This window comes from Streptomyces sp. NBC_00178 (assembly GCF_036206005.1).
In the GTDB taxonomy this organism is placed as follows: Bacteria; Actinomycetota; Actinomycetes; order Streptomycetales; family Streptomycetaceae; genus Streptomyces.
The window spans coordinates 209,197-236,053 of sequence record NZ_CP108143.1; the positions used below are offsets into that span (position 1 = coordinate 209,197).

Annotated in this window: 22 protein-coding genes; 7 read left to right on the forward strand and 15 right to left on the reverse strand. The window is 73.1% G+C overall.

Annotation, left to right across the window (positions count from 1 at the left end; all coding sequences use genetic code 11):
* Positions 1-131 precede the first annotated feature (131 nt).
* Complete coding sequence (locus tag OHT61_RS00800; RefSeq protein ID WP_329034069.1) at positions 132-824, reverse strand: hypothetical protein; 693 nt, start codon at positions 822-824, stop codon at positions 132-134.
* A gap of 362 nt (positions 825-1,186) precedes the next feature.
* A complete protein-coding gene (locus OHT61_RS00805; protein ID WP_329034071.1) occupies positions 1,187-1,438 on the reverse strand; it encodes a hypothetical protein in 252 nt (83 codons plus the stop codon).
* A gap of 504 nt (positions 1,439-1,942) precedes the next feature.
* Here OHT61_RS00805 and OHT61_RS00810 point away from each other — a divergent pair.
* From OHT61_RS00810 to OHT61_RS00830, 5 genes are all read left to right on the forward strand, one after another.
* The gene (locus OHT61_RS00810; RefSeq protein ID WP_329034072.1) at positions 1,943-2,260 is read left to right on the forward strand and encodes a hypothetical protein; all 318 of its coding nucleotides are present in this window, start codon (positions 1,943-1,945) and stop codon (positions 2,258-2,260) included.
* A 31-nt stretch (positions 2,261-2,291) separates the two neighbouring features.
* Positions 2,292-2,579, forward strand: a complete 288-nt coding sequence (locus OHT61_RS00815; RefSeq protein ID WP_329034073.1) for a hypothetical protein — start codon at positions 2,292-2,294, stop codon at positions 2,577-2,579.
* Positions 2,580-2,746: 167 nt separating this feature from the next.
* The gene (locus tag OHT61_RS00820) at positions 2,747-3,220 is read left to right on the forward strand and encodes a carboxymuconolactone decarboxylase family protein (protein WP_329034075.1); all 474 of its coding nucleotides are present in this window, start codon (positions 2,747-2,749) and stop codon (positions 3,218-3,220) included.
* 187 nt (positions 3,221-3,407) lie between these two features.
* Complete coding sequence (locus OHT61_RS00825; protein ID WP_329034077.1) at positions 3,408-3,683, forward strand: GlsB/YeaQ/YmgE family stress response membrane protein; 276 nt, start codon at positions 3,408-3,410, stop codon at positions 3,681-3,683.
* A gap of 408 nt (positions 3,684-4,091) precedes the next feature.
* Positions 4,092-4,805: an SDR family NAD(P)-dependent oxidoreductase gene (locus tag OHT61_RS00830; protein ID WP_329034079.1), complete on the forward strand. Its 714-nt coding sequence runs from the start codon at positions 4,092-4,094 to the stop codon at positions 4,803-4,805.
* Positions 4,806-4,868: 63 nt separating this feature from the next.
* Here the strand turns inward: OHT61_RS00830 and OHT61_RS00835 are convergent, their stop codons facing one another.
* Entirely contained in the window at positions 4,869-5,564 is a 696-nt protein-coding gene (locus OHT61_RS00835) for a type 1 glutamine amidotransferase domain-containing protein (RefSeq protein ID WP_329034080.1), read from the reverse strand.
* A 394-nt stretch (positions 5,565-5,958) separates the two neighbouring features.
* On the opposite strand from OHT61_RS00835, the gene OHT61_RS00840 reads away from it, so the two are divergent.
* Positions 5,959-6,648, forward strand: coding sequence for a hypothetical protein (locus tag OHT61_RS00840; RefSeq protein WP_329034082.1), 690 nt, complete (start codon positions 5,959-5,961; stop codon positions 6,646-6,648).
* A 23-nt stretch (positions 6,649-6,671) separates the two neighbouring features.
* Here the strand turns inward: OHT61_RS00840 and bla are convergent, their stop codons facing one another.
* Complete coding sequence (gene bla, locus OHT61_RS00845; RefSeq protein ID WP_329034084.1) at positions 6,672-7,619, reverse strand: class A beta-lactamase; 948 nt, start codon at positions 7,617-7,619, stop codon at positions 6,672-6,674.
* 213 nt (positions 7,620-7,832) lie between these two features.
* Positions 7,833-9,095 (reverse strand): amidohydrolase, encoded by a 1,263-nt coding sequence (locus OHT61_RS00850; protein WP_443049339.1) that lies wholly within the window; start codon positions 9,093-9,095, stop codon positions 7,833-7,835.
* Between the two features lie 165 nt (positions 9,096-9,260).
* Here OHT61_RS00850 and OHT61_RS00855 point away from each other — a divergent pair, with 165 nt between their 5' ends.
* Positions 9,261-9,431, forward strand: coding sequence for a thiazolylpeptide-type bacteriocin (locus tag OHT61_RS00855; protein ID WP_327121942.1), 171 nt, complete (start codon positions 9,261-9,263; stop codon positions 9,429-9,431).
* A gap of 83 nt (positions 9,432-9,514) precedes the next feature.
* Here the strand turns inward: OHT61_RS00855 and OHT61_RS00860 are convergent, their stop codons facing one another.
* From OHT61_RS00860 to OHT61_RS00905, 10 genes are all read right to left on the reverse strand, one after another.
* A complete protein-coding gene (locus tag OHT61_RS00860) occupies positions 9,515-11,437 on the reverse strand; it encodes a TOMM precursor leader peptide-binding protein (protein ID WP_329043038.1) in 1,923 nt (640 codons plus the stop codon).
* Between the two features lie 29 nt (positions 11,438-11,466).
* Positions 11,467-12,222, reverse strand: a complete 756-nt coding sequence (locus OHT61_RS00865) for an ABC transporter permease (protein WP_329034090.1) — start codon at positions 12,220-12,222, stop codon at positions 11,467-11,469.
* Complete coding sequence (locus tag OHT61_RS00870) at positions 12,219-13,196, reverse strand: ABC transporter ATP-binding protein (protein WP_329034091.1); 978 nt, start codon at positions 13,194-13,196, stop codon at positions 12,219-12,221. The genes OHT61_RS00865 and OHT61_RS00870 overlap by 4 nt, the downstream gene beginning before the upstream one ends.
* Positions 13,197-13,240: 44 nt before the next feature.
* Positions 13,241-14,365, reverse strand: a complete 1,125-nt coding sequence (locus tag OHT61_RS00875) for a metalloprotease (protein WP_329034092.1) — start codon at positions 14,363-14,365, stop codon at positions 13,241-13,243.
* A complete protein-coding gene (locus OHT61_RS00880) occupies positions 14,362-15,504 on the reverse strand; it encodes a lantibiotic dehydratase C-terminal domain-containing protein (protein WP_329034094.1) in 1,143 nt (380 codons plus the stop codon). The genes OHT61_RS00875 and OHT61_RS00880 overlap by 4 nt, the downstream gene beginning before the upstream one ends.
* On the reverse strand, positions 15,492-18,263 hold the full coding sequence (locus OHT61_RS00885; protein ID WP_329034096.1) for a lantibiotic dehydratase: 2,772 nt from the start codon (positions 18,261-18,263) through the stop codon (positions 15,492-15,494). The genes OHT61_RS00880 and OHT61_RS00885 overlap by 13 nt, the downstream gene beginning before the upstream one ends.
* Before the next feature lie 12 nt (positions 18,264-18,275).
* Positions 18,276-19,901 (reverse strand): nitroreductase family protein, encoded by a 1,626-nt coding sequence (locus OHT61_RS00890; protein WP_329034097.1) that lies wholly within the window; start codon positions 19,899-19,901, stop codon positions 18,276-18,278.
* Positions 19,902-19,945: 44 nt separating this feature from the next.
* Entirely contained in the window at positions 19,946-21,928 is a 1,983-nt protein-coding gene (locus OHT61_RS00895) for a TOMM precursor leader peptide-binding protein (RefSeq protein WP_329034099.1), read from the reverse strand.
* The gene (locus tag OHT61_RS00900) at positions 21,918-24,161 is read right to left on the reverse strand and encodes a TOMM precursor leader peptide-binding protein (RefSeq protein ID WP_329034100.1); all 2,244 of its coding nucleotides are present in this window, start codon (positions 24,159-24,161) and stop codon (positions 21,918-21,920) included. Before OHT61_RS00900 ends, OHT61_RS00895 begins: the two co-directional genes overlap by 11 nt.
* 269 nt (positions 24,162-24,430) lie before the next feature.
* Entirely contained in the window at positions 24,431-26,329 is a 1,899-nt protein-coding gene (locus OHT61_RS00905) for a BTAD domain-containing putative transcriptional regulator (RefSeq protein WP_329034101.1), read from the reverse strand.
* Positions 26,330-26,857 lie beyond the last annotated feature (528 nt).

Below are 26,857 nucleotides of genomic sequence, written 5' to 3' on the forward strand. Positions count from 1 at the left end.
GGGCGTGGGCACCGTACGCAGTCGTGATCACGGGCCGTGCGGGCGCTGTAGCGCCGGCGGGTCGTGTCCCGCGCGGACCACCGTGTCGCGGGCGTTCCTGTGCGTTCAGGTGGCCCCGCGTTCCGCGTGGGTCACCTCTGCCTGCCGCGGGGCGGCTGCCCCGTTCCCCGTGTGCGCGGCGCCTTCTTCCCGGCCGCCCGGTCGTCCGCCGCCTTGCGGGCCATCGCCTTCCTGGCGGGGGGATTCTTCGGTCCAGGCTTCCGTTGCGCCGCCTTCCGGGCCATGGCCCGCTTCGCAGGGGGGTTCTCCGGCCCGGGTTTCCTGTCCGTGGGTTGCTCGGGGGTCACTCTCGTCGTCCGACGGCGACGGCGACTCGGGGACCGCGATTCTTCGAGAACCTCGTCCGCCGGCTCGTCTTCCGGCCCCTCGTCCTCGAGTTCCTCGTCCTCCGGCCCCTCGTCGAGTTCGTCATCGGCGTATCGGTCTTCGAGTTCGCCCTCGAGTACGTCGTCGGGCGCCCCGGTCAGGGCCAGCAACCGCTGCTGCAGGTTCTCGCTCAGCGACGCGACCCCTCGATCGGCCGCCTCGGAAAGCGCTCCACGCCCGGAAGTGAGCAGTTCCTCCCGCACTTGATCAGCGAGCTGGGCGAACTGCGGATTCTCGGTGAGCTTCTGCATCCCCGCATCGGCCAGGCGTTTCGGGTCGAGTGACTTTCCGGAAGCGAGGGCGAGGAGGCCCAGCACGAGTTTCCCCTGCCTCGTCCTGCCGACGACGTATCCGGCCGCGAGTGCGGCCACGAGACTTGCCCTGGTGGTGGTGTCCATAGCAGTGCGCCTCACACGGTTGTGACGGGCGACGGTCCGGCCCGCACGATCGTCGTGCGGGCACCTCGCCCCTATGCCTGAGCATCGGCGGCCCTTCTCCATTGTGCGCGGTGCGCCGGATACGTGCGCAGGAAGGGGAGGGCTGGTTGCCACCGGTGTTCCGAGCGAGCGACGTTCTTCACCGCAGGCGACGGCCCTTCCTCCGACCCCGCGCACGGCGAAGGCCCGGACTCCTGAATTGCGCCAGGGGTCCGGGCCTTCGTGCGTCATCGGTCGCCGACCGAACGGCCCGGGTACGGCCCAGGCACCGCAGGAGCCCTGATTCGGCCCTGCCGGATACCTGCGAGCACCGGGTCGGTCGTTCAGTTCCCGTGCAGGTACTGGGTGTAGTAGTAGCCGCTCTCCCCCGCGAAGTGCGCCCTCTTCTCCTTGCCGTAGGTGATCCCGTACGGGCCACCGAGGTTCAGGTACTCCCCGGCCTCGCGAGCGCCCTCGGTCTTCTGGTAGCCGGCGCCCTCGGTCACGCCCTCCCAGTCGTTGGCGGCCGCGGGTGCGGCAGCCACGAATCCGGCGGCGGCGACGGTGGCAAGGGTGATCGCAATACGACGAAGCATGGGGCTCCCTCTCAGGACGTACGCAACGAATGTGGCGAGGCTCCAGGCTCTACCTCAAGCCGTGCGGCAGAGCCGACGGCGCACTCACCGGGCGGAGAATCAACCTGATCGGGCGCAGACCCCGGACCGACAGCCGGGTTGGTCGCTCGACGGGCGGTTCACCGGCCTCGTGGGTGGGGTCGCCCCCGCACAGGCGCACCCCGGTGCAGTGTTCCCGTGAGCAACTCGGCGCGGGATGGGCATCGGTGAGGGACTGGGGCGGGAGGACCGCGTACAGCCTGACGCGACCCACGACCCGTTCGGCTCGCCCTGAGAGGCTGAGGGATGTGGGACGGCGAGAGGTCCCGCCGGCCAGGTCTCCCGGGCGGGGCGCTCCACCTCGACCGCCGCGGGACCGGCCCTCGTACACCGGATGTGAGCCCCACCTGACGTCGCACCACACGTCACACCGCACGGCGCCCCGCCGTCTCGACGCGGCGGCGATCACGGTTCATGATGTAGGTCATGAACACGCCTCGCGCGCTCTGCTTCGCCCTGTCCGCCGCCGCCGCGTCGACACTGATGGCCTCCGGTTCCGCGCGCGCGGAACCGACGGTGCCCGACCACGCGGTCATCGTCTGCGACAGTGCGAGCTTCTACGCCAACTACGACAGCTCCTCCGGTCCGGTCACCCTGAAGCGGGTCCTGACGCGCGGCAACAAGGTCGGGCACACCCGCGGCGCCCATCCGGTCTACAACGGATGGGCGGCCACGTTCGACTTCGGGCCCGACGACTGGGGTTTCGTCAGGCAGGAGTGCCTGGGTGGGTACGGATCCTGGTGACCGGACACCCCGACGACGAGAGGACATCCCGATGACCCGCCCGAGAAGGATCGGTGCCCTGACCCTGGCCCTGACGGCCGCCGTGACCGCCATGACCGTCGGCCCGGCCGCTGCCGCCGACGGCACGGTCGGACAACGTGAAACCGTCTGCGCCCAGGACCTGTTCGTCCGGGTCACCGCCCCTCACGGGGCATGGATGGGCACGCTCTACCGGGGCCAGACGTTCCTGGTCGAGCAGGGCGGCGGAGAGTGGGTCTACGGATTCGCCTACGGAGACATCAATCGCCGCGGCTGGGTGCAGAACGGCTGGTTCTGCTGACCGTCCGGTGCCGGCACCCGGCGCCCGTCCCGTCCGGCCCGGGCAGCGGGTGGCCGGCCGGCGCGCGTCCCCGCGGCTCATCGGCCCGCTCACGACTCCGTGTCACAGAACGTCCGGCTGTCTCGTCCCAGGGAGTGAAGCCACCGACGAGCACGGAGGACGACTCCATGGACACGCGACTGAACTACTTCGCCGACCCGATCGCCGCCAAGGCCCTCAAGCACCTGATGTCCGCCGGCAAGGCTCTCAAGGAATCGAGGCTGCCGGCAGCGACGCAGGAACTCGTGGCGCTGCGCGTCAGCCAGATCAACGGCTGCGCGGTCTGCATCGACATGCACACCAAGGAAGCCGCCGCGGCCGGCGAGACCCCGGTGAGGCTGCACCTGGTGGCGGCGTGGCGGCACGCCACGGTCTTCACCGAGGCCGAGCGTGCCGCCCTGGAACTGGCGGAGCAGGGAACCCGGATCACCGACACGCCCGGAGGGATCAGCGACGCCGTCTGGGCACGAGGTGCGCAGCACTACGACGAGGAGCAGCTCACCGCGCTGGTGGTCCTGATCTCCTTCATGAACACGGCGAACCGGCTGAACATCATCGCCCGTCAGCCCGCCGGCGACTACGAGGTGGGCCGCTTCCACTGACGGACGAGGCGCCCCTGGCCCCGCGCTGAACGGTACGGGGGGTTGTACCGACGGACAGGTACGAGCGCCGGGTGCAGGGGGCGCGCAGAGGACGCGGAAAGCAGTTGTGAACGGTGTGTTTGGAAACGCCGAAGCGGTAAAGACGGTGCGTTGACACAATCTTTATACGAGAGGTAGGAGACGCATCATGGGCATCCTCGCCTGGATCATCATCGGACTGCTCGCCGGCCTCATCGCCAAGGCGCTGATGCCGGGCAAGGACCCCGGCGGCATCATCATCACGATGCTCATCGGCATCGCGGGCGGACTCCTCGGCGGGTGGCTCGGCAAGGTCATATTCGGCGTCGACTCCATCGACGGGTTCTTCGACGTCTCCACCTGGATCGCCGCCATCGTCGGGTCGATCATCCTCCTGGCCGTGTACCGGGTCATCACAGGCAACCGGCACTCCCGTCGCGCCTGACACCGCACAGGCGGACACGAAAAGGGATGCGCGCCCCCCGAGGGGGCGCGCATCCCTTTTCTCCCGTCCCCCGAGCGGCGAAGTCCGAAGCGGGGCGGGCCCGCCGCGAACACCGTCTCCGCGGCCCCGCCGACCGCCTCGGTGGACCGCTCTCACGCCGCACAGCCGGATCAGTGGCCCGGAGCTGGTGAACCCGGGCCTGGTCGGGGGTGCGCCGCGCGGGCGATCCGGCAGCGGGCCGGGTGGGCCGGCCCCCGGGACACACGCCGCTCATCCCCGCGCTCTGCTCGCCATGCGGTCGCGGACCGGCGGATTTATCGTGGCCTGGCAGTCGTCGGGTCCCACCCCTCCGAGGAATATCGAACTTGCGTTCCTTCTGGCGAAGTTCGGAATCGACAGGAGCCGTCCATGAACGCCACACGGAAAGTCGCCGTCATCACCGGTGCGTCGGGGGGCATCGGGGCGGCACTGGTGAAGGCCTACCGCGCCTTGGGATACGCCGTGACCGCGACCGGCCGTACCGCCCCGTCGACGAGCGATCCCGGGGTGCTCGCCGTGGCCGCCGACGTGGCCGAACCCGGTACCGGCGCGCGACTGGTCGAGGCGACCCTCGAGCGTTTCGGCCGTGTCGACACCTTGGTCAACTGCGCCGGGGTCTTCGTGTCGAAACCCTTCACCGAGTACACCGACGCGGACTACGAGGTGGTCATGGGGTCGAACGTCCGCAGCTTCTTCGAGGTGTCGCGCAGCGTCATCTCCGCGATGCTCGCGCGCGACGACGGTGGTCACGTCGTCAACATCTCGACCAGCCTCGTCGACAACGCCGACGTAGAGGTCCCCTCGGCACTCGCGTCCCTCACCAAGGGGGGTCTCAACGGCGTCACGAAGTCACTCGCGATCGAGTACGCCACCCGCGGGATCCGGGTGAACACCGTCGCTCTCGGCGTCATCCGGACACCGATGCACCCGACCGATCCCGACGGCTTCCAGGCGGCACGCCACCCGGTGCGTCGCATGGGCGAGGTGGACGACGTGGTCAGGGCCGTGCTCTACCTGGAGCAGGCACCGTTCGTGACCGGCGAGATCTCGCACGTGGACGGCGGCCAGAGCGCAGGTCACTGACACACGGACGGCGTCGGAGCGCAGGGCACTCATGAGGCGCGCGCTCCGCCGCCGCCCGGGCGGTCAGCCGAGGATTGCCAGCATCCGCTCACCCAGCACGGCGGCGGATGCGGGGTTCTGACCGGTGACGAGGTTGCGGTCCTCGACCATGTAGGGCTCCCACATCGGCCCTCGGCTGTACTGGACGCCGACCTTCTCCTTGAGTTCCGTCTCCAGCAGCCAGGTCGCCCTGGAGGCCAGGCCGACGCCCTCCTCCTCCTCGTTGGTGAAGCCGGTGACCTTGTAGCCCTTGAAGGGCGACACGCCGTGGATCCTCGTGGCCAGCAGCGCCGCCGGGGCGTGGCAGACGATGAAGAGGGGATTGCCCGACGCGAGCTGCGCCGTCAGGAGCCGCCCCGCGTCCGCGTCGTAGGCGAGGTCCGACATGGGACCGTGGCCGCCGGGCAGGTAGACCGCGTCGTAGTCCTCGAGGCGGACGTCGGACAGCTTGAGCGGCCGCCGCATCACTTCGGCGTCGCGGATGATGGCCTCCAGATCGAGGGCCCCCTGCTCGCCGCCCGCCATGGAGGGGCGCAGGCTCATCATGTCGACGTTGGGGGTCGTACCGCCCGGTGTCGCGACGACGACCTCATGGCCGGCGTCGGTCAGTTGCTTGTACGGGCTGGCGAACTCCTCGGCCCAGTACCCGGTGGCGTACCTCGTGCCGTCCTTGAGCACCCAGTACGTCGCTCCGCTCACGATGAACAGGATCTTCGCCATCACTCATGCGCCTCCACTCAGGCCCTTTGGTGCGATTTGCCTACCTTTAGCCTAGGGGGGTGCTCGTTCGGGCGCACGCGTTGCGGATTCCGGCCGCCCGCGCGGTGCGGCACGGGCGGGCGGCAGCCGGGGAGGCGGCCGGTGGCGTGCACTTCGGCCTGTGTCAGGATGGCCGGGCCGAAACCGGTCGTGTCGCCCGCGAACCGCAGGCCGGACGCCACACCGGGAGGCAGCGGCAGCTGTCGACGACGCCCTTGACCGCACGGATCCGTGCATGGGTCGGGCTCGCGTCCGGCACCGCGGGGCAGCGGGCGCCGGACCGCCTCGCACCGGCTTTCGGGCCGATGCGCACACACCGCCGACCCGGCGCCCACCGCACCCGAGGAGCACACCCATGGCGCAGAAGACACCCGATGCTGTCCTCGCCGACAGCTGCCGGTGGGTCGCGCACTCCACGTGGGAGGCGGCCTACCGTGCCGCGCACGACGACGCTCCCGCGGAACCCGACGTGCAGAAGCGTGTGGAGATCCTCGTGCACGACACGGACTTCATCGACCTGGCGCTTCGCGGCAACCAGTGGCGCAACATCAGCCGTCTCCTGGCCGCGTTCGCGGAGGCCGGCACCGCGGGCGACCCGGACGTCTCCACGTTCTACACCCACACCTATTACCTGGCCCCCGGCGAGAACCCGCCGGAGCATCCGGAGCAGTGGAAGGGCAAGCTCACGTTTCCCGCCCCTCCTGAGACCGTCGTCCCGCCGACCGCGAGAAAGGTGTCAGCGGTGCCCGCCGTCGCTTCCCGCCGGTCCCAGCGCGAGGCGGCGTACAACGATCTCCTCGTCGTCGCCGCGAAACTGGACAGCACCCGCCGGAAGGGCGGCAGGAAGGTGCTGCCGCACGACACCGCGGCCATGCACGCCGTGCGCCTCGCCGCCAGTCTCCTGTGGCCGCGGGTGGACGCCCCGGCCCCGCCGTTCTCGCCCCGGCGGACCGACCGCCTCGTGAAACTGGTCGGGCGATGGCACGATGCCGCTCTCCACCCGGAACGGCTCGACCGGGATGAGGCGGCCGACAGCGCGTCCTGAGGCGCGGGGCGCCGGCTCCCCGGTCACAGCCCCTGCGCGGCGAGTGCGGTGAGCGCGACGCGGGCCGCTCGCGCGACGAGCGTGTCCTGCGGTTCCGCTTCGCGGGTGGCGCGCCGGGTGAGCACGGCCAGCGTGACCGGCTCGGCGTCCGGCGGCCAGAGGACGGCGATGTCGTTGCGCGTGCCGTAGCCGCCCGTGCCGGTCTTGTCTCCCACCACCCAGCCGTCGGGGGCACCGGCGCGGATCAGTGCGTCGCCGGTCGTGTTGCGCTTGAGCCAGTCGGTCAGCACCGCCCGCTTGTCCGCCCCGAGGACGTCGCCGAGTACGTCGCCGAGCGCGTAGGCACGCAGGTCGGCGGCGAGGGCGCGCGGTGAGCTGGTGTCGCGGGGATCGCCGGGCGCCGCCTCGCTGAGTTCGGTCTCGTAACGGTCGCAGCGGGTGGTGAGGTCGCCGAGGGCGGCCAGTGCGTTCTGCAGTCCGGCGGGGCCGCCGAGTTCCCGCAGGAGGAGGTTGGCCGCGGTGTTGTCGCTGTGACGCACGGCCGCGTCGCACAGCGCCCGCAGACCGAGTCCTGTGCGCACGTGCTGTTCGGTGACCGGGGAGTTGGCGACGAGGTCCCCGGGACCGTACCGGACGTGCCGGTCGAGTCCCTGGAGCGGATGGGCCTCCAGCAGCGCGCCCGCCATGAGCGCCTTGCAGGTGGAGGCGTAGGCGAAGCGCTCGTCGGGGCGGTGGCCGACGGAGCGGCCGCTTCCCGTGGCGAGCGCGTACACGCCCAGGCGGGCGCCGTACTTCCGCTCCAGTCCCTGGAAGGCGCGCGCCGTGCGGTGTGCGGAGGTCCGCGAGGGCGCGGTGCCGGACGGGTACGGCGGAGCGGCGGCCGGGGCGGGCGCATCGCACGCCGTCAGGGGGAGCGCCACGAGACCGGCCAGTACGGCGAACGCGGATCGGCGGCTGGGAGGGGTGGGCACGGGGGTGGCGGTGTCCTGCCTTCAGGGGGTCGGTGCACGGCCGGCTGATCGATCTCCGGCGACGGGTGGGGTTCCGCGGCGCAAGAAGCGTCCGACGTGCTTCTCCTCGCCAGCGTAGGCCGGACGCGCCCGTCGCCTGCGGACAGGACCGCCCGTGTCGCGCCTCCCCTCCCGCGGCTCACCCGACGATGTCCTGTGACGCCGCGGCGCGTCTCACCGCACGTCCGGGCGGGTGGCCGGATCGTCGCCCAGCCGGTCCAGTGCCGCGGCCGTCAGCGCCGCGATCGCCGCCGGCAGGGCGGTGCGGACGTCCGGGGCGAAGCGCGGGGAGTGGTTCGGCGGTATCTCGGCCGGTGACTCCGCCCACTGCCTGCGGCCCGTCGTGCCGAGCATCCAGTAGGCCAGGGGGATTCCGGCTTCACCGTGTACGGTCACGCCGGCGTCGCCGTAGAGGGGGAAGTCCTCGGCCGCCATGGACGCGGGCCAGGTCATGACGCGTTCCGGCCCGTACAGGGCCGTGTGCGCGGACCGGATCGCCTCGGTCGCCACCGGGTCGGTCCGGAGGGCCGGGGAGCGGGACAGCGCGGTCAGGTCCGGGTCGCGCGGGCACGCGGAGGCCGAGCACTCGGCCCGGACGATCCGGTCCAGGGCTCCCAGCGCCCGGTCCAGGGTCTCGTCGGTGAGCGCGCGCAGGCCGATGCCGAGTTCCGCGGTGTCGGGGACGACGTTGACCGCGGTGCCCGCCCGGACGGTGCCGACGGTGAGCGTGAGCCGGTCCCCCGGTGCGGTCTCGCGGGAGGCGATCGTCTGCAGACGGCCGATCACGGCAGCCGCCGTGACGACGGGGTCGACGGTGAGGTGCGGGGTGGCGGCGTGACCGCCCCTCCCGTGCAGGACCACGCGCAGGGCGGCGCTCGCCGCGGCCATCGGGGTGTGCGGACCGCCGTGGGCGATCATTCCGGCGGGCAGGGGCGCCGCGTGCTGGGCGAGCACGATGTCCGGGCGGCCGCAGCGCGCGTACAGGCCGTCCGCCAGCATCGCCCGTGCCCCCGTGAGCGTCTCCTCGGCCGGCTGGCCGACGACGACCAGGGTGCCGCGCCAGTGGGCGGTCGTGCGGGCCAGCAGATCGGCCGCGCCGGTCGCGGCGGCCAGATGGAGGTCGTGACCGCATGCGTGCATGGCCCCGTTCCCGCTGGCGTACGGCAGGCCGGTCCGCTCGGTCAGGGGCAGGGCGTCCAGTTCGGCGCGCAGGTACACCCGCGGGCCCTCGCCGTTGCGCAGGACGCCCGCGACCCCGTGGCCGCCCATCCCCCGCAGGACGTCGAACCCGGTGGCGGTGAGCCGGTCCGCGAACAGGGCGGCCGTGCGGCTCTCCCGGCCCGACAGTTCCGGTGTGCGGTGGACGTCCAGGTAGAGGGTGAGGGCCGGGCGGACCGCCGGCGCGAGGTGGGTGAGCGCGGGATGGTTCTCGGTCACGGACATCCTCCGCGGTGGGCCGGCTTCGGACCGCTGGCGTCGCGTGCCAGCGATGTGTGAGTGCGGGGCGTGCCGAACGGTGAGCGGCGGGCGGTGGAATGGGGCCGTACACCCCACGCAGGCGGCCTTCCCCATCCCGGCGGGCCCGACCCGGAGGAGACACCCATGGACAAGGACCTGAGCACCCTCGCCGACGAGATCCTGGAGCTCGAGGCCGAGACCTTCGAGATCTCCGACTACTCGGACGCGAGCGAGGTCGTGCTCGCCGGTTCCACCAGCACCAGTTCCACGTCGACGTGCAGCTCCACCACCAGCACCACCTCCTGCTCGGCCTGACCGGACGTCGGTCAGCTTGCAGGCGCGAACGCCCGGGATCCGTCCGCTCGACGGATCCCGGGCTTCTCCGTGCCCGCACGGGTTCACGGGAAAGGGTGCGGGACTCTCCGGATCTCGGCGTCCGTCAGGTCCGTCGTCCGGTGGCCGCCGCGCCTCAGCGCCGTACGCAGCCGGGGCATGAGCGGGGCCCGCTGCCGGTTCCAGCCGAAGTCGATCGGCAGGAGTCCCGGCACGAGGGTGCTGACGGTGCGCAGGCCCATGCGCGCCTGTTCCGGCGTGGTCTGGTCGACCGCGATCACGTCGTGGCCGGCCCCGGCGAGCTCGCCCACGACGGCGTGCACGTCGTCGCGCAGGTCCCCCGTGCGAGGGCGCCGCGAGGTCTCCCACCGCCGGTAGACGTCGTCGAAGGGGCGCACCGCCAATGGTTCCAGGTAGCTGCGGGCATGGGCGGCCATCCTGGGCAGGCCGTACAGCTGGGCGTGGTCCTTGAGGTGGCGGACGCGGTGGAAGTCGTCGGCCATGGCCTCCAGTTCTCCGCGGCGCTCCGCGGTCTGGCGGGCCAGGTGCGGGATGTAGGTGAGGACTTCCGAAAGGGCGCCCTCGACAGCGGACCGGGGGTCGAGCGAGGCGGCTGCCGCGAAGGACAGGGTGCCGGGGCCGCCGTCGCGGCGTACGGCGACGGCGGTGGCGACCGGGATCTCCAGGTCGATCCGGTTGTCCAGGACGTGGACGTCGTAGCCCTGGAGTGCGGCCCGTTCGGCCATGGCGGCGGCGGTTCGGCCGCCGACGGTCGCCAGGTCGACCTCGGTGAGGCGGGCGTTGCCGTACCAGGCGTTCAGGAACGCGTCCCGTTCGACGAGTTCGAGGAGGCCGCCGAGGACCGCCTCCTCCAGGCAGCCGCCGATCGCGCATCCGTTGGAGCATTCGAAGACGAAGTTGTCGGCCGCCAGCCCCGCGCTGTAGTAGACGAGGCGGGAGGGGACGAGGACCGGGCGGTCGTCGCGCAGGGACCAGCCCCACTCCCAGGGAATGGCCCGCTCCGGGTCGAAGGGATCGACCAGGGGGTCGTCGCGATACGTACGCGGATCGTAGAACCCGCAGGTGGCGGGGTCCACGGCGTCGGCCTTGAGGTCGTTCCAGGAGCCGGTGACGGGCGTGGTGCGGCCTCGCCGGTGGGTTCCGGCGTAGCGTTCCAGGCCTTCGAGGAAGGCCAGGGTGCGGCTGGTGGAGAAGGCGTTCTCCTGTCCGCTCCAGGTCACGTCGTTGAGTCCGGCGTAGCCGCGTACGAAGACGCTGCCGGCGACCGGGGCGGTGGTCGGTGAGGTGACGTTCAGCCAGGTGCCGCCGCCGAGAGCTCCGCAGACCGGGTTGGCGAGGGCGTTCTCGGGGATCGGGTACGAGGAGGCGGCGCGCAGCCGGTAGGTGCCGGGGTCGGGTTTGGGGCGGGTCTCCAGGGTGAGCGGGCGCGGCCACGCCGGGGTGGTCCGCGGCGCGCAGTCCGGGCAGAGGGGATCGGCCAGGAGCGGGTACGTCCGCACCTGGAGCGTCGCCAGGTCGAGCCGGGACACCTGCGGGAGGGTGCGGTCGGCCGGGCCGGTCGCGGGCGGTTCCGGGGCCGGGCCGTCGTCCAGCAGTGCGGCGCACAGCGCGGCGACGGCGTCGTAGGTGTGCGCGCTGAACAGGGGCCAGGCGCCCGCCGGGCGGGGGCCGTCCGGGCCGCCCGTCTCCAGGGCGTCGCGTTCCGAGCGGCTGCGGAGGCGTTGCCAGCGCAGGGCGAGGCAGCGTCCGCAGGCGGGGGCGGTGCCGTCACCGCCCCAGGGGCCGATCAGCACGGCGGAGGCCGTGAGGTGGACACGTGCCTCGGCCCGCAGGTGGGCCCAGGTGTCGGCGGCGCCCCGGTGTCCGAGGGTGGCCGCCGCGTCGGTGGCGCCGACGGGGACGACGGGGACCTCCCGGCCGAGGCGGTCGGCCAGTGCCGTGCGGAGCGCGTCGCGTGCCGTCTCCATGGGCCGGGGCAGCGCCCGCGCGGGGGCGCTCACGAGGACCTCGTCCAGCGGAACGTCCTGACGGCGATCACGCCGAGGACGAGCGCGAACGCGGCGAGTCCGGCGCAGCCCACGGCGACGTCGGAGCCGTCGCCCCGGCCCGTCAGTGCGTGGGACACCGCGTCGTTGAGGTAGCGCAGCGGCATGACCAGGGAGATCTTCTGCAGCCAGGTGGGCATGGCGTCCAGCGGGAAGAACGATCCCGACAGGAACGCCATGGGCAGCATCAGGAAATTGGCGACGGCGGCGACCGATTCGGGCGTGTCGGCGAACGAGCCGATGATCACGCCGAGCATGAGGAAGGTGGTGATGCCGAGCACCATCACCGGGACCAGCAAGGGCCATCCGGATGCGGGTTCGAGGCCGAACGGCGGCAGCATCGCCACTCCGACGAACAGCAGCGACTGCACCAGGCCCACACCCAGCGCGAGGACGTAGCGGGATCCGATCACGGCGGACAGCGGGGCCGGGGACATCCGGATCAGCCGCAGGATGTCGTCGGAGCGCCACTGCATCAGGGTGAACGCGATCCCGAACACTGCGGCGTTGGCGACGCCCCAGGACAGCACCCCGGCGGCCGTGTACGAGATGTAGGACAGGCCGCTCTGCTCGACGGCCTGGCCCCGGAAGATCAGGCCGAAGACGACGAGGAAGAGGAGCGGGAAGGCGAAGGTGAAGAACAGGGTCGTCCTGTCGCGGACCTGGGCGCGGTAGCCCGCTGCGGTCAGTGCGGCGTACGCGCTCATGGCCGGCGCTCCGGGGTGGTCTCGGGGATGCTGCGGTCGGTGTGGGGGCTCTGGGTCGCTCCGGCGGTGAGGTCGAGGTAGACGTCCTCCAGGCTGGGGGTGCGGGTCTGCACCCCGTCCAGGCCCACGAGCCGGTCGAGCGCGCTGAGCACCCGGCCGGTGGTACGGGTCTCCAGGACGAGTGAGCCGCCCTGGACGGTGACGCGGTCGACGCCGGCGACGTCCGCCGCCTTCCGTTCGTCCAGCCGGCCGAGCGGCAGCAGCAGCCGGCTCGGTGCCCGGGAGGCGTCCACGAGGGCGTGCGGACTGTCGGTGACGACGATCCGGCCGTCCACGAGGATGGCGATGCGGTCGCAGAGCTCCTGCGCCTCGTCCAGGTGGTGCGTGGTGTGGACGATGGTGCGGCCTTGCTCCTTCAGTGAGCGCAGTACGTCCCAGAGGTCGCGCCGGGCCTGCGGGTCGAGCGCGGCGGTCGGCTCGTCCAGGAAGATCAGTTCGGGGCCGTGGACGAGCGCGGAGGCGATGGCGAGCCGCTGGCGCTGGCCGCCGGAGAGTTTCTCCACCTGCACGTCCCGCCGGCCGGTGAGCCCCACGGAGTCGAGGGCCGCCTCGGCCGCCTCGCGCGGGGCTCCGTAGAGCGCGGCGACGGTGCTCAGGTGCTCGCGGGCGGTCTGCCGGACGAAGAAGGCCGAGGACTGGGTCTGTATGCCGATGCGGGGCAGCAGGGCGGTGTTGCGGGGCCAGGGGGACTCGCCGAACAGTGCGACGGAGCCCGTGTCGGCCCGGCGAAGCCCCTCCATGATCTCCACCAGGGTCGACTTGCCCGCTCCGTTGGGGCCGAGGAGCCCGAAGAACTCGCCCCGGCCGATGTCGAGGGACACGTCGTCCACGGCCTGCCGGTCGCCGTAGCGTTTGGAGACCCCCTGCACGTGGACGGTGGCGGGTGTGGGTCGCATGGCCTCTTCCTCACTCATGTGGTGCGTGGTTCCTTCGGGTCGGGCGTGGTCGCGCGGGTGGGTCATGCGAGCAGCAGGAGCGCCGCCGCGCAGGTGCCGGTCACCGCGAGCAGGATCAGGAGGACCGACCCGGCGCCGTACGCCGTGTAGATCAGCCGGGCGCGGCGGGGGTAGGCGGAAGCTGCCTCGGAGCCGGCCCGGCGCAGTGCCAGGTAGGTGCGCGTCTCGGGGGCGAGGTGGGCGGTGCCGAGGAGGTGGCCCAGCATGCGGTAGCCGTCCAGCGGCGGGAGCGGGACCAGGTTGCTGAGGGCCTGGATACCGCCGAGCAGCAGCAGTCCCGCGAGCAGGGGGCGGGCAGGATCGGTGGCGGGGAGCGTGGACCACCAGATCCCGAACGGCAGCAGCAGGACCAGGTTGACGTACGCGCCGGCGCCGGCGATCACGAGTCTGGCGCGGCGGCCGGGGATGAAGAGGTAGTCGTCGACGGTGCAGTACAGCATCGCGGCCGGGAACCGCCACCTCAGGCCGATCTCGGCTACGTGTCCGCCGAAGTGCTGGGCGGCGACGCCGTGGGCCAGTTCGTGGACGGTGATGCTGAACCACAGGAACAGCGCGGCGGCTCCCAGGACGACGGGGTCCCGGATCAGCACCGCCGCGCCGTGGCCGAGTTCAGCCGCGTGCACGGCGAGGACCAGCGCCATGACCGACACGGCGGCCAGCAGCGGCAGTTGGACGGCGGGGTGCAGCAGGGGGCGCAGCGCCCGGTGCAGTCGCGCGGTGGTCGCGTCGGCGTCGGCGACCATGCGGCGTGTGCCGCGCCAGAAGGTGACGTCAGGAGCGGGGTGTGCCGGCGGCGGTGGGTCGGGGGCGCCCTCCAGCAGGCCGCGCGCGCCGAGGAGGCCCAGGAGCCGGTTCCAGCTCTCCTCGGCGAGCCGGCGGCCGAAGCGGGCGGCGTATTCGGGGGCGAGGTCGTCCAGGTTCCTGGTGCCGTCGAGCCGGGAGATGACGAAGTGTTCCCTCGTCCCCACTTCCGACACGGCCCCGGTGACGGGGTGCCGGATGAGGTGCACGGTGCGGGGGCCGCGCAGCAGGGGCGGGCCGATCCGGACACCGGCCCGCAGCACGGGGCGGTGGGCCCGGGCCGCGCTGCGGGCGGCGGGAGCGGGCACGCCGGGGGTGGCGCTCATGCCCCGGCCGCCTTCCGCGTGGCCGCCTGGACCGGCTCGCGCAGGACCTGGCCCAGCATGAAGGACAGGTAGGCCTCGTCGCGGATCGTCACGTGGAGCCTGTTGTTGGTCATGTGCATGTATGGGGACAGGAGCCTCGGCAGCACGGCGGGCACATGGGTGACGACCTCCAGCACAACCACGCCCCCGGGTTCCGTGCGCTCCTGCCCGGCGTCCTCCCGTGCGGGCCCTTCCCGGACCGGGAAGGCCAGGTCACCCCGCGTCACGAGATCCTCGATACGGCCTCGCAGTTCGAGGCAGTGTTCGGCCCAGCCGCGCAGGAAACGCGGCAGGCGTCCCGTTTCGCGGCTCCGGACGGCGGCGCGGATCTCGGCGAACCGGCTCCCCAGCTGGGGGGCCGTCCGCGCGTACCTGGCCTCGTATTCCTGGGAACCGATGAAACCGGTGCCGGGGAAGGCCCGGTGCCAGAAGGCGTAGTAGCCGTCCAGATAGTCCGCGAGGTGATCCTCCTCGGGCAGGAAGCAGCTCGCCATCACCATCATCAGCTGGGCGGAAGTGCCGAGCAGTACCGTCCGCAGATGCAGGTTCATGGTGCGGAACGCGTCGATGACCAGGTCGCTGGAGTGCCGGAAGTGCCATTCGGCGAGCTCGACCCCGGCCGGGCCGCCGTACTTCGCGTACTCCGGGGCGTAGGGCTCGTGGCTGAAGGAGTTGTTCGGCCGCAGGTTCATCCGGCCGTCCGCACCCATGAAACGGGCACGGTCCTCGCCGGGGAACTCGATGTCGAACAGCGCGTTGTAGAAGTCCTTCAGGAAGCCGGAGTCGACCTCGTACAGGGCCGGACGGCTGCGGAGGAAGCCGGTGAGCGCCTCCTCCGCCCGGCGCCTGACCTCGGGCGCGTCCTCGGCGCGGGCCGGGCGGAGCCGGAGGCGGACGTGCGGGCCCTCCAGCCAGTAGTTGATGAAGAAGTGGCCCGCGAGGAGTCCGTCGGCGGTCAGCCCGTCCACGAGCGGGCGGACGCAGTCGACCAGCATCGGCTGGGGGCTGGCGGCGTAGAAGACGTGGAGTGCGATCCACTCCCCGGGCTGCTCGGCGGCCGGGGAGGCGGTGGCGGGGCGGGGGGCGGTCAGTTCCGGCATGTGGGGCCGTCCTCGGTGCGGGAGGGGCGGGTGGTGAAGGTCTCGACGGCCAGTTCGGCCACGTGGCGGCCGTGCGCGGAGGTCAGGTGCAGCCCGTCCTCGGTCGGCAGCATCTCGCGCAGGATCACCGAGGCGCCCGGTGTCCGGTCCACGAGGGCGTCGAAGGCGGTCAGGGAGAGGGGGCTGTCGAAGTCCACGTACAGCGGCTTGGCGCCCGGGGTGCGGCGGCCGGTGCCGTGCACGGTGGCGAAGACCTGGTCGGGCAGTCCGTGTGCGCGGCGCCACCGCTGCCAGTCCAGGTACCACAGCGCTTCGTCCGCCTCGGGACGGCGGACCGGGAGGGTGGCGGCGTCAGCCGTCCAGCTGCGGCGGCTGACGACCACGTCACCGTGGGCCACCCGTGGACGGCGGGTCACGCCGTCCACGGCAGGGCCGTCCGGCACACCGCCCCAGAGGTCGGTCGGCGTCATGGTGCTGGGAGACATCAGCAGCAGGGTGCGGGGGATCTCCGGCAGCGCCACCGGGACGAGGTAGCCCAGGTAGACGGGAATGACCTCGCGGTCCAGCCGGCGCGAGCGCAGCACGAGGCGGTCGGCCGCTTCGTCGTGGACGAGGTGGAGATCGTCGAGGTGGATGCGGTCGGCCTCCGGGACGGTGGACGTCTCACCGGGGCACACGATCTGATAGTCCGTCATCCTGCCGTGCAGATTCAGGTTGCTGGTGACGGTGCCGCCCGTCACTTCGGCGAACACCGCGCCGTGGGGCTGCCGTTCGCGCAGCTCGTCCCGGAGCCGGGCGGAGAGACCGGCACCGGCGGGGCCGTCCGAAGTGTCGTAGGCGTGAGTGAAACGGCTGAAGGGGAAGGCGAGTCCGCCGTACGAGCGGTTGAGGACGACCAACGGGCCCTCCGGGTGCCCTGGGACAGGCCCCGACACCTGGATGTGGTGGCTCTGCGGCGTGAACCCGGCCGTCAGGGGTGAGAGTCGGCCGGCCACCGTGGCGAGGAGGCCGTCCGGCAGCTGCACCTCCTCCGCCGCCCCCTCCTCGGCCCACAGCTCCCTCATGCCGGCCACGAAGCCGCGGCGGGCGTCGTCCAGGGTCCGCAGCGCGCTCTGGCCGAGCCAGTTCTCCTCCGGGACGTAGGCGCCGTCGTCGTCGAAGGCGGTGCGCTTGGAGGTGAACGAGATGTACTGGTCGAAGAAGTCCTCATGGAAGTCGTGGACCAGTCCGAGCAGGTCGTCGCAGCGTCCGCCGCGCCCATAGCGGGCCGTGAAGAAGCCGCGCAGAGTGATGCGCTGGGGCAGGGTGATGTCGAAAATCGGCAGGATGCTCTCGACCGCCCGCAGGGCCCGCCCGGTCTCCCCGGCCAGCAGGCCCGGCGCACAGACCAGGTCGCCCCCCGCGCTGACGTCCTCGTACAACAGGGTCTGCGGGAGGGCGGGTTCGGCGGCACCGAGGTCCCTCTGCGCCTGGAGGAGTCCTTCGCGCAGGGTGCGCAGCAGCGTCCGGCGGGTGCGGACGTCGGCGGCGGGGTAGGCCGCGAGGCAGGCTGCCGGGCCGTCCAGGCTGTCGGCAGCGGTGTCGGCCCAGGGCACCCCCAGCCCGCGCAGGGCCTCCTGGAAGGAGCGCAGCGGGTCCGGGGTGTGCACGTCGGTGCGCAGCCCCGGCACCCGGACCATGCCGAGCTGGTGGAGCGCAGCGGCGTAGCGCTCGCACTCCCGGCGATCGGCGCCGTGCTCGGCGCTCAGCCAGTCGACGAGGTCGCGGTGACGAAGCCCGTCGCGGCCCGCGAACAGGGTGAGCAGCCGCTCCAGGGTGCCGCTGGTGCGCAGGTAGAACAGCCGGTCGCGTACGGCGTCGAAGGTCACGGCCGCGCTGTCGTCCCCGGCGGTCACCCATTGGCGTACGTAGCGCACGCGGTCCGCGTCGCGGGCCCAGCCCGGGGAGAGCACGACGGGCAGGTCCTGGCGGCGCACCGGGTCGGCCAGGACCAGATCGGCGATCCGGTTCAGGGCGACGACACTGAGCCGGACGTGACTGGTCCACTCCTCGCCGACCCGCAGGGCGGCTGTGGTGTCGGCCGGTTCGCCGTCGAAGGTACCGGCGGCGATCGCGGTGAGCGTGGAGAAGGGGCTGGTCTTGCACGCGGTGCGGTAGAGGTAGGTGAGCGCGGACCGCTCGATCTTCCGCATCCGGCCGCCGGGTTCGGCCCGCGTGTCGGCCAGGTAGCCGTCGATCCGGCCGTCCAGGGCGGGTGAGGCGAGCAACAAGCCCTTGCGGAATCGGTCATGGGAGAGATACCTGCGCAACTCGGCGCGCGCGCGGCGCATTTCCTCGCCCCACAGGGCGGCCCGCTGCTCCAGCTGCCCGGCGTGGAGCGCCCGCTCGGCGAGCCAGTCCGATGTGCGGTCGCCGACGGCCTTGTCGAGCCCGGTGACCAGGCGCACGGAGGCCGGGGGGTCGGCGGGCAGACGGTTGTTGTACACCTGCCGGCGAAGGGCGAGCAGGCTCCGGCGGGCGGTACCGCCCACGGCGTCCGCGGCCGGGACCAGCCCGTGCAGGAGGTCGCTCAGCGCGGCGCCGTCGCGGGCGAGGCGCTCCTCCCGGGCCAGGATCTCGTCGGCCCACCGCCGGGTGCGGGGGCTGCGGAGTCCGTGGACCGCCTCCACGGGCAGTCCGGCGGCCCGGAGCATGAATCGCCGGCCGGGCTCCCACCGGGTGGTCCCGGCGGGAGGGGTGTCGGACGTCAAGAGGGTCATCAGGTCTCCCCGTCAGGCGATCTCGTGGCGGAAGTCGGCGGGCCGGGGGCGTTCGTTCCCGAGCGGCATGATCAGGAGGGGCGCTTCGTCGCCCCCGGCCAGGCCGAGCTTCTCGATGAAGGAGATGTTGTCGAAGCCCAGCGCCACGCCCGCGCCGATCCCGAGGGCCGCCGCGGCGACGTAGAACGTCTGGGCCACGGCGCCCGCCGTACCGACGGCGAGCCGGTAGCCGCGGTCCCCGACCGCGTCGAGGACGGCGGTGGTCCGGACGGTGGGCACGAGGACGGCACCCGCCTGCTCGAGGTTGTAGTTGGCCAGGAAGTAGTTCTCCTGGAGGAAGGCGCCCTGGTGGCCCGCTTCGACGAGCCTCAGGTCGCCCGCCTCCGGGTCGTAGGCGTAGGCCCCCGGCTCGATGCCCGTCACATGGTTGACGAAGGCGTAGAGCCGTGCCTGCCGGACGGTGCCCTCGGGGTCGGCGTCGCTCTCCAGCGAGGTCGCCGCGCAGGCCGCGAGGACCGACGAGAGCTGGGCCGGGGTGAGCGGCCGGGCGGCGTCGAAGCGGCCGAAGCTGCTGCGCCGCTCGCGCAGGGTCCGGCGTACGGGTTTGCCGGGGAAGGCAGCGGCGGGCAGGGCGACGCGGGTGCCCCCGGCGGGCACCGGGAGGGCGGCGGCCGGGGCGAGTGCGCCGGGAGCGGGGCGACGGGCGGCGTGGGCGGTGGTCGCGGTGTGCATGGCCCGTACGGTCGGGAAGTCCAGGACGGTGCGCGAGCGTTCGACGTCCCGGTGCCGGACGGCGGGGTCGGGTCCGGGGGCCGTCACCGTCGCCGTGGTCCCCGACGGGGTCGCCCAGCGCAGCGGGACGACGGCGAAGACGGCCTCCTCCTCCCCCGCGGTGCCGAGCAGCCCGTTGAGCCGGGGCTCGTCGAACCACAGGACGGGCGCGGTCCGCAGTCCCCGGGCGCCTGCCCAGATCCGCCAGGTCTGGACGAGTGTGCCGAGGTCGGTGGAGACCACGTGGTACGAGAAACTGTTGTACTTGAACGTGTTCTGCCAGTACTTGACGCCGAGGATCAGGTACTGGTCGGTCTCCAGCGCGTCGGCGGGCGCGTCCGGGCCGAGGGCTTCGCGGATCCGTGCCGAGACGTCACCGGTCAGCAGCCGCTGCACGGCATGCCGCTGGACGTCGTAGTAGTGGATACCGGGGGTCAGCGGGCCGGACGGGCCGGCCGCCCAGTAGATGCTGACCGGATAGAGCCCGCCACCGCCCGCCGTCCCGCGTGACCAGTTGGCGTGGGTGTAGAAGGGCAGGCCGGACAGGTCGCTGTTGGCCTGGACGCCCAGACGGCGGCCGGTCAGCCCGTACGAGTCCTTGAGCATGGCGGAGAGCAGCGGCAGCGTGAAGCCCGCCGGGTCGGCTGCCGCGGCCGGATCCTGCGCGGGCGCGAGGGCCGGGAGCAGGCCGCAGGCGACGGGAACGTCGGGCAGGCCGTCGCCGTCGGGCAGGCGGTGAGGGCTCACGCCGGGGTAGAACTTGCCCTTGCGTGGCCCGTCGGACCAGTCGGGCAGGAAGTCCGCCGGCTCCATCGGGACGCGGCCCCGGTGCAGGACGGCGTCGGCGTACTCGTGGGCGTACCCCATCGGGGCGGCCCCCTTTCGAATCGGCGGACGGTGCGGACGGGCCGTCACGGGAACGGGTGCGGAGCGGGGTTGAGGCCGGCGGCCCCGAGGACGGCGCGCATGCGGGGCATGTGCCGGGCGCGCTGACGGGACCAGCCGAAGTCGATGGGGACGAGGCCGGGCACCAGGACCTTCACGGTGTGCAGCCCGACCGCGCGTTGCTCGGGCAGGGTCTGGTCGACGACGACGACGTCGTAGCCGGCGGCCGTGACCGCGCCGACCGCACGCAGCAGGTCCTCGCGCAGGTCCGTGGAGGCGGGGGCGCCGGCGGCGTCCGGCCACACCAGGTCGGCCACGGCGAGCGCGGGCCGCGGGGTCTCCTGGCGCAGCAGGAAGTCGGCGTGCCGCCCCATCTCCGGGACACCGTAGGCGAGCGGGTGGTCGTGCAAGGTGGTGACGCGGTCGAAGTCGGCTGCCATGGCGCGCAGCCGGGACTCGTCGCGGCGGGTGCGGCCGACCAGGTTGACCGAGTCGGTCGCTATCTCGCAGAGCGCCGAGTCGAGCGCGGACTCCGGGTCGAGTCCCGCGCCGGCCCCGAAGCACATGCGGCCCACTCCCCCGTCGAACCGTTCGGCGACGGCGGTGACGACGGGGACCGGGAAGCTGATGCGGGTGTCGAAGAAGCGGGCCCGGTAGCCGTACATGGCGAGCCGGTCGACGGTGTGCCGGGTCGCGGGCCGGACGCTGGTCCCGGGGTCGATCTCCCGCAGCGGCACCTGCCCGTACCAGGCGAGCAGGAAGGCGTCGCGCTCCACGACCTCCATCAGGCCGAAGTAGGCCGCCTCCTCGGTACTCCCGCCGGAGGCGCAGCCGTTGGAGCTCTCCTGGACGAAGCGGTTCTCCAGCCCGGGGGCGTGGTAATAGGCCAGGATCTCGGGGACCGGGCGCGGCTTGGCGTCGCGCAGGGACCAGCCCCACACCCAGGGGATCTCCCGGTCCGGCGTGAAGGGGCGCACCCGGGGGTTGGCGCGGTGGAACTCCTCGGAGTAGAGCCCGGTTTCGCGGGGGTCGACGGCGTCGGGGCCGAGGTCGTCGAGGGAGGCGGTGAGCCGGGTGGTCTTCGCCCGGGCGCGCATCCCGGCGTAGCGCTCCAGCCCTTCCAGGACGCCGATGCGCCGGCTGTGCGCGAAGGTGCCCGCGTGGCCGCCCCAGAAGGTCTCGCGCAGGTACTCCCCGGAGCGGGTGGAGAAGCAGCCGACGGTCGCGGACGTGGTGGTGGAGGCCACGTCGCAGATGACCGACGGGCCGAGCGCACCCCAGTACGGATTGGCGTAGGCGTCCAGGGGCAGCGGGTAGTCCTCGATCCGCCGCACCCGGAAGCTGCCGGGCCGGTACTTGGGCGCGGGCTCGGGGGCGTGGCCGGCGCCCTCGGCGGTGTCCGGCCGGGGCGCCCCGCAGTCGGGGCACTCCGGGTCGGGGACCAGCGGATGGCTGCGTACGGTCATGCCGTCCAGGTCCATCAGGTACACCCTGGGGTACGGCCCGGGGTCCGGTTCCGCACTCGCGAGCCCGGCGAGCAGCGCCGCCACAGCGGCCGCCGCGAAGGGCGTGGCATACGGCCACGCGCCCACCGACCGTGTGCCGGAGCGCAGTTCGAGTCCTTCGCGCAGCGGCACGGAGCGCACGCCCTGCCAACGGCGGGCCAGGCAGGTCCCGCAGCCGGCCGCCCGGGCGTCGCGGGGCCAGGGCCCGACCAGCACCTGCCGCCCGTACAGGTGGACGGGGACGGCGTCCCGCCTCGCCGGGCCGGCCTCCTGCGGCGCCGGTTCGGCCTTCCGTGACGCCAGGCCGGTCTTCCGCGGCGCCGGGCCGGCCGCCTGCTTCGCGCCGTACGCGTCGCGGACACCGAGCGGGATCACGGTCGCCGCCGGCCCGTTGGGGGCGACCTCGCCGAGGGCGCCGTTCAGAGCCGCGGCGAAGCGGCGCGCGGACCCTGCCCGCGCGGTGGTCCCGGGGGTCTCCGCCGGAGCGGAGGTGTCAGCCCGCATGGGTGACAGTCCGGGTGAGGAGGACGCGCACGGTGAAGATGCCGGCGGTGGGCAGGTCGGCCGCGTGCGTGGGGACGACCAGGGCGTCGCGGCCGGCGGCACGCAGGCGGTCCAGGACGCGGGTCCACTCAGTGGCCGGTGCGGGCGGCGCCGGTTCGGAGCGGGTGACCGCGATGAGGGCCGCGTCCAGGTCGCGCAGCAGGGGGTCACCGGTGTCGGGCGCGGCTCCGGCCCCGCCCTCGGCGTCGGCCGCGTACTGCGCCTCGCCGAGGAGGTCCCGGACGGCGTCGACGACGGCGCCCGCACGGTCCAGCGCCGCGCCGACCGCCCACCGGGCGGGCCCCGCGGTACGGGCCAGCACGACGTGGGCGCCCGAGTGAAGGCTTTCGCCGAGGTCGAGCAGTTCCACGGCCGACCCCAGGTGGGCGGCGGAGCGGAGGAGGAACCTCGCCTCGGGGTCGTCACCGAGCGCCTCGTGCGGGATCACGGCCACTTCCCCCATCTGCCTCACGGCCCGGCACAGGGCGTCATGGGCGAGTGCGGAGAGCAGGCCGCAGCCGGCCGCCTCCGGCAGGTCGGCCCCGGCCCCGGCGCCGGCCCGGGTGGGTTCGAAGCGCCGGCCGGCGTTGTCGCGGCCGAAGGGCCGCACGGCCCCCGCGGGCACCCGCAGCTGCTCCTTGGTGACGAGCGAGGTGGCGGTGCTCCAGGCGGTGGGGGCCGCGAGGCCGGTGCCCGAGGCGATGGTGAGGGTTGCGGGGTCCACCGCGGGCACCGTGTCGTCCACGGCGGGCGTCGCCGGCACCACGTGCTCGGCGTAGACGGCCGCCGCGGCGTTCAGCGCGCGCAGCCGGGCCCCTGCGGTGTGGTGGACATCGAAGGCGGTGACGGTACGCAGGCCGTGCGGGCCCAGACCGAGGGTCACGGAACCGGCCTTCAGCGGGGTCTGCGTCAGCGGCTCGTCCGCGTACTGGGTGAAGATCCCGGCGTGCGGGTGGACCAGCGCGGACCGGCGCTCCAGTTCGGCCAGCGGGCCTTGGGCGGCGTCGTCGTCCGGTGCGGTGGCCACGGTCGGCAGGAAGGCCGGGCGCGCCGGGGCCGAGGACAGGTCGACCGGCTCCGGGGGGACGGGGACGGGGGCGCAGAACGGGCAGCGGGGGTGCGGCAGCAGGGGCTCGGAGGCCACGTCGAACGAGGCCATGTCCTGGATGAGCAGCTTGTTCCGGGTCTCGAGCGGAAGAGCCCCGGTGAGCAGGCGGAACACCTCGTAGCCCAGTAGGTTGCCGAGCATGGCCGCGAGCGGCCCCGCCGGCTGGGCACCCGACGTGCCGGTGCCCAGCGCGAGGCCGCTCCACAGGTCGGCGGCAGCCCCTTCGGGACTTCCGGGGGCGCCGAGGCGCAGGGCCGCGCACGACCAGCACCCCGTCGAACCCGCGGTCATCACCGGGCCGACCACGGCACGGTGCCCGAACGTCCAGGCGGGCAGCAGCGTCCGGCCCTCGGGGACGCCTTCCCGCAGCAGGGCGAGCACGGTCGCGGGTACACCGGGTCCGGCGGCGGCCACCACGACGTCGTACCCCTCGTACGCCGCCCAGCCCGCCGGTCCGGCCGTGGTGTCCGGCAGGGCCGCCAGCTCCACGGGGCAGCCCTGGCCGGTGAGTTCGGCCGCTTCACGCAAGGCGGTCGCGAACGCGTCGGAGGCGACGCCTCCGGAGCCGTCGAGCAGCGCGGGGGCGACGGCCACACCGGCGCAGCCGTTGCGTATCAGGGACAGCACGCACCAGCGGGCGACCGGGCCGTCGCCGAGGACCGCCACCCGGGTGGTGCGATAGCGCGCGAACCGGGCACCCGCGTCGTCGGCGTAGTGGTCGATGTAGGCGATCTGCTCGGCGAAGCGTGAGGTGACGGCGGGGGGGACGGCGGGAACGCCGGCCGGGTCCTCCACGGGCGGCGGGACCGGACGCGCGAAGCCACGCGCGTAGAGCGCCGTGACGAGTTCGCCCACCATCGCCTTCTGCCGCTCCCCGAAGCCCTGGCAGATCTCCTCCACGGTCCGGCTGCCGTCCAGGTGCGGCACGAGAAGTGTGGCGAACCGGTAACCGGACTTGGCGGTGAGCTGGAACCCGCCGTCCGCGTTGTGGAAGATCACCCCGCTGGGTGTCTCGGTGAACAGGACGTCGCGCCGGACTCGCGGCCGGGTCCCGGCGGTCTGTGCGTACGGCGTTGTGGTTGCCATGCGTGCGTCACACCTCTTGTTCGGGGGCGGGGGGCGGCCCGGGGTCGGGACCTGTGCGGTTGTGGTGCTGAGCGCCGAGCGGTTGCCGAGTGCCGTGCGGTGGTGGTGGTGCCGAGTGCCTTGCGGTGCCGGCGCCGAATGCCGTGCGGTGTCGTGGTGACGCGTGCACGGACCCCGGTGCCCGCCGGTCCGGCGGTCGGGACTCGTGGTGAGCGAAGTGGCGCGTGGTGGGCGTCGGTCCGGCGGGGGCCGGATGGGGCGGGTCCGCGTCAGCGCAGCGCGGGGGTGCTGCCCACCGAGGGAATCTCCGCACGCCGGGGCGGGCGCATCAGGGCAGTCGGCGCGTCATTCGTGCCGGATGCCGTGGTGTGCCGGGCGTGCGCCCGGAGCAGGTCGTGCATCCAGAACGCCCCGGCCCGGTCCTCCTCCAGGAGGCCGGCGTCCAGAAGGCGCTCCATCACCTCCTCGGCCCTTTCCTCCGGCACACCGAGGACGTCGGCCGCGCCGATGGCGGTCAGCGGACCCGATGCTCCGGCCCCGAGTCGCAGGTGCGCCTCTGCCAACGCCGGGGGGAGCCGCTCCAGCGCCTCGTCCAGGGTCAGCGGAACCGACATGCGCGGGTCGTCCGCCAGGGTCAGCCGGGCGGGCAGATCACGGCGCAGCCAGTCCGCGCAGTCGGCCAGGGGCAGCCGGGGACGGGTGAGCAGGCGGGCGGCGGCGATGCGCAGGGCGAGCGGGTGGTGCCCGCACACGGAGGCCAGCAGGCGGGCGGCGGCGGGTTCGCTCCCCACCCGTTCACGCCCGAGAACGGCGGTGAGCAGGGCGAAGGACTCCCCCGGCTCGAGGGCGCCGAGCCGGTGCACGGTGCCACCGTGCGTGGCGACGAGGGCGGCGAGGCCCATCCGGCTGGTGATGATGGCGGCGCCCCCCGCGTTGGCGGTGAGCAACGCGCGTACCTGGTCGGGGTGGACGACGTCGTCCAGGATCAGCAAGGCCCGGCCGCGCCCGGTGACCGGGGCGGTGAGCGACCTCCGCAGATGCTCGGTGGCCTCACGCACGGGCTGAGGGGTGCCGTCGGGACGGGTGAGGGGGAGCAGGACACAGCCGCCGGGGTAGTGGGCGGCGACCGTGTGGGCGGCGTGCAGGGCGAGCGCGGTCTTGCCGATTCCGGGCGCACCGGAGAGAACGGCGAAGGTCGCACGCTCTGCGTCTTCCGGATGCGACGTCAACAGCTGTGCGAGTAGAGCGACTTCACGTTCACGCCCGGTGAAGCAGGGCACCGTGGGCAACGGGGCGAGCCCGGCACCGCCACCCCGCACGTCGGGGCGGACCGGCTCCACGGTGAGAGCCGCCGCGCCTGCCCCGGACGCGGCGCCGCCCCTCCGGAAGTCCGGTGCGAGCGAGTCGGGCGCACGGCCGGCGTCGATGCCGCCGAGTTCTTCCCCTCGCAGGATCGCGAGTTCGAGCCGCTGGAGGCCGGCCCGCGGACCGACGCCGAGTTCGTCCCGCAGGTACCCCTTGATCCGGCGGCACTCCGCCAGCGCCTCGCTCTGCCGGCCGGTGCGGTAGAGCGCCAGCATCAGCTGTTCGGCGAACCGCTCGTGGCCCGGGTATACGCGCGTAACCTCCCAAAGATCAACGAGTGTCTCGCGGCAACGACCATGATCCAGTTCGATGTCGCAGACCCGCTCCAGCACCCGCAGCCGCTCCTCCGCGAGCCGGGGCACCTCATCGCGGTGCAGCAGGTCGGACGGCACGTTGGCGAGCAGCGGGCCCCGCCACAGCGCGAGGGCCTGGCGCAGGGTGTAGAGCTCGGACTCGTCGCCGGAGGCGCCGGCCCGGTCGACGAGCTGCCGGAAATGCAGCAGGTCGAGGGTGTCGGCGTCCGCGCTCATGCGGTAACCGCCGGCCTCGGCCACGACCGCCTGGTCCTCGATGCCGTACTTGGCGAAGATCCGACGGAGCCTGAGGACGCAGCTCTGCAGCGCGGCCTTGGCGGTGGCCGGCTGCTCCTCACCCCAGACGACTCCGCGCAGGTGCTCGGTGGAGACCACGGAGCCCGGGCGGATGAGCAGTGCCGCCAGCAGAGCGGTCGGCTTGGAGGGCGGCAGGACCACGACTTCCCGCCCGTCGGTGATGCTCAGTGGCCCGAGCAGTTGGAATCGCACTCTCGACGCCTCCCCTTCGTACCTCGCCTCGGCCCCAACGGCCCGCACGGTGCCGTAGCCGCCCGGCCTACTGCCAGCCGAAGTCGTGTCGGCCCCGGCCGTGCACCGGCGGGCCGGGGGGAGCAGAGGGGCGGACATGGCCGGAGTCGCAGCCGGCCGGGGACTTCGCGGCGGCGGGAACGGAACCGGTGGACACGGCAGCGCCGGCAGGAGCCCCGGTCGCGGCCTGGGCCGGTACGGCGAGGGTGACGACGGCGATCCCGGCGAGGACGAGGGATCTGAGTCCCGGACAGGAAGCGCGGTGGAGGCGAGTCATATGAGGAGCCTTCCGACTGTCTGTGGGAAACGGTCTGCAGCAGGGCGAGTTTTGTATGAAGCGATGCAACGGTGAAGGTCGGGCCCGTGGACCGATGAGGCCATGGCCCCTTCCGTCCAGCCCTCGTGAGACCGCCGCATTGGCGCGAAAGGCCCCCTGCCCGAAGCGGCGCGGCCGTGTCATGATCTCTGCCGAAGCATCATCGGAGAGTC

Excerpts from the sequence above, each read along its gene's own strand:
- OHT61_RS00890 (WP_329034097.1), bottom strand. The coding sequence starts at position 19,901 with ATGGGGTACGCCCACGAGTACGCCGACGCCGTCCTGCACCGGGGCCGC.
- OHT61_RS00880 (WP_329034094.1), bottom strand. The coding sequence starts at position 15,504 with ATGCCGGAACTGACCGCCCCCCGCCCCGCCACCGCCTCCCCGGCCGCC.
- OHT61_RS00840 (WP_329034082.1), top strand. The coding sequence starts at position 5,959 with ATGGCGCAGAAGACACCCGATGCTGTCCTCGCCGACAGCTGCCGGTGG.
- OHT61_RS00805 (WP_329034071.1), bottom strand. The coding sequence starts at position 1,438 with ATGCTTCGTCGTATTGCGATCACCCTTGCCACCGTCGCCGCCGCCGGA.
- OHT61_RS00865 (WP_329034090.1), bottom strand. The coding sequence starts at position 12,222 with ATGAGCGCGTACGCCGCACTGACCGCAGCGGGCTACCGCGCCCAGGTC.
- OHT61_RS00860 (WP_329043038.1), bottom strand. The coding sequence starts at position 11,437 with ATGGAGACGGCACGCGACGCGCTCCGCACGGCACTGGCCGACCGCCTC.
- OHT61_RS00855 (WP_327121942.1), top strand. The coding sequence starts at position 9,261 with ATGGACAAGGACCTGAGCACCCTCGCCGACGAGATCCTGGAGCTCGAG.
- OHT61_RS00830 (WP_329034079.1), top strand. The coding sequence starts at position 4,092 with ATGAACGCCACACGGAAAGTCGCCGTCATCACCGGTGCGTCGGGGGGC.
- OHT61_RS00810 (WP_329034072.1), top strand. The coding sequence starts at position 1,943 with ATGAACACGCCTCGCGCGCTCTGCTTCGCCCTGTCCGCCGCCGCCGCG.
- OHT61_RS00895 (WP_329034099.1), bottom strand. The coding sequence starts at position 21,928 with ATGCGGGCTGACACCTCCGCTCCGGCGGAGACCCCCGGGACCACCGCG.
- OHT61_RS00900 (WP_329034100.1), bottom strand. The coding sequence starts at position 24,161 with ATGGCAACCACAACGCCGTACGCACAGACCGCCGGGACCCGGCCGCGA.
- OHT61_RS00875 (WP_329034092.1), bottom strand. The coding sequence starts at position 14,365 with ATGAGCGCCACCCCCGGCGTGCCCGCTCCCGCCGCCCGCAGCGCGGCC.
- OHT61_RS00870 (WP_329034091.1), bottom strand. The coding sequence starts at position 13,196 with ATGAGTGAGGAAGAGGCCATGCGACCCACACCCGCCACCGTCCACGTG.
- OHT61_RS00835 (WP_329034080.1), bottom strand. The coding sequence starts at position 5,564 with ATGGCGAAGATCCTGTTCATCGTGAGCGGAGCGACGTACTGGGTGCTC.
- OHT61_RS00885 (WP_329034096.1), bottom strand. The coding sequence starts at position 18,263 with ATGACCCTCTTGACGTCCGACACCCCTCCCGCCGGGACCACCCGGTGG.
- OHT61_RS00800 (WP_329034069.1), bottom strand. The coding sequence starts at position 824 with ATGGACACCACCACCAGGGCAAGTCTCGTGGCCGCACTCGCGGCCGGA.
- OHT61_RS00825 (WP_329034077.1), top strand. The coding sequence starts at position 3,408 with ATGGGCATCCTCGCCTGGATCATCATCGGACTGCTCGCCGGCCTCATC.
- OHT61_RS00820 (WP_329034075.1), top strand. The coding sequence starts at position 2,747 with ATGGACACGCGACTGAACTACTTCGCCGACCCGATCGCCGCCAAGGCC.
- OHT61_RS00815 (WP_329034073.1), top strand. The coding sequence starts at position 2,292 with ATGACCCGCCCGAGAAGGATCGGTGCCCTGACCCTGGCCCTGACGGCC.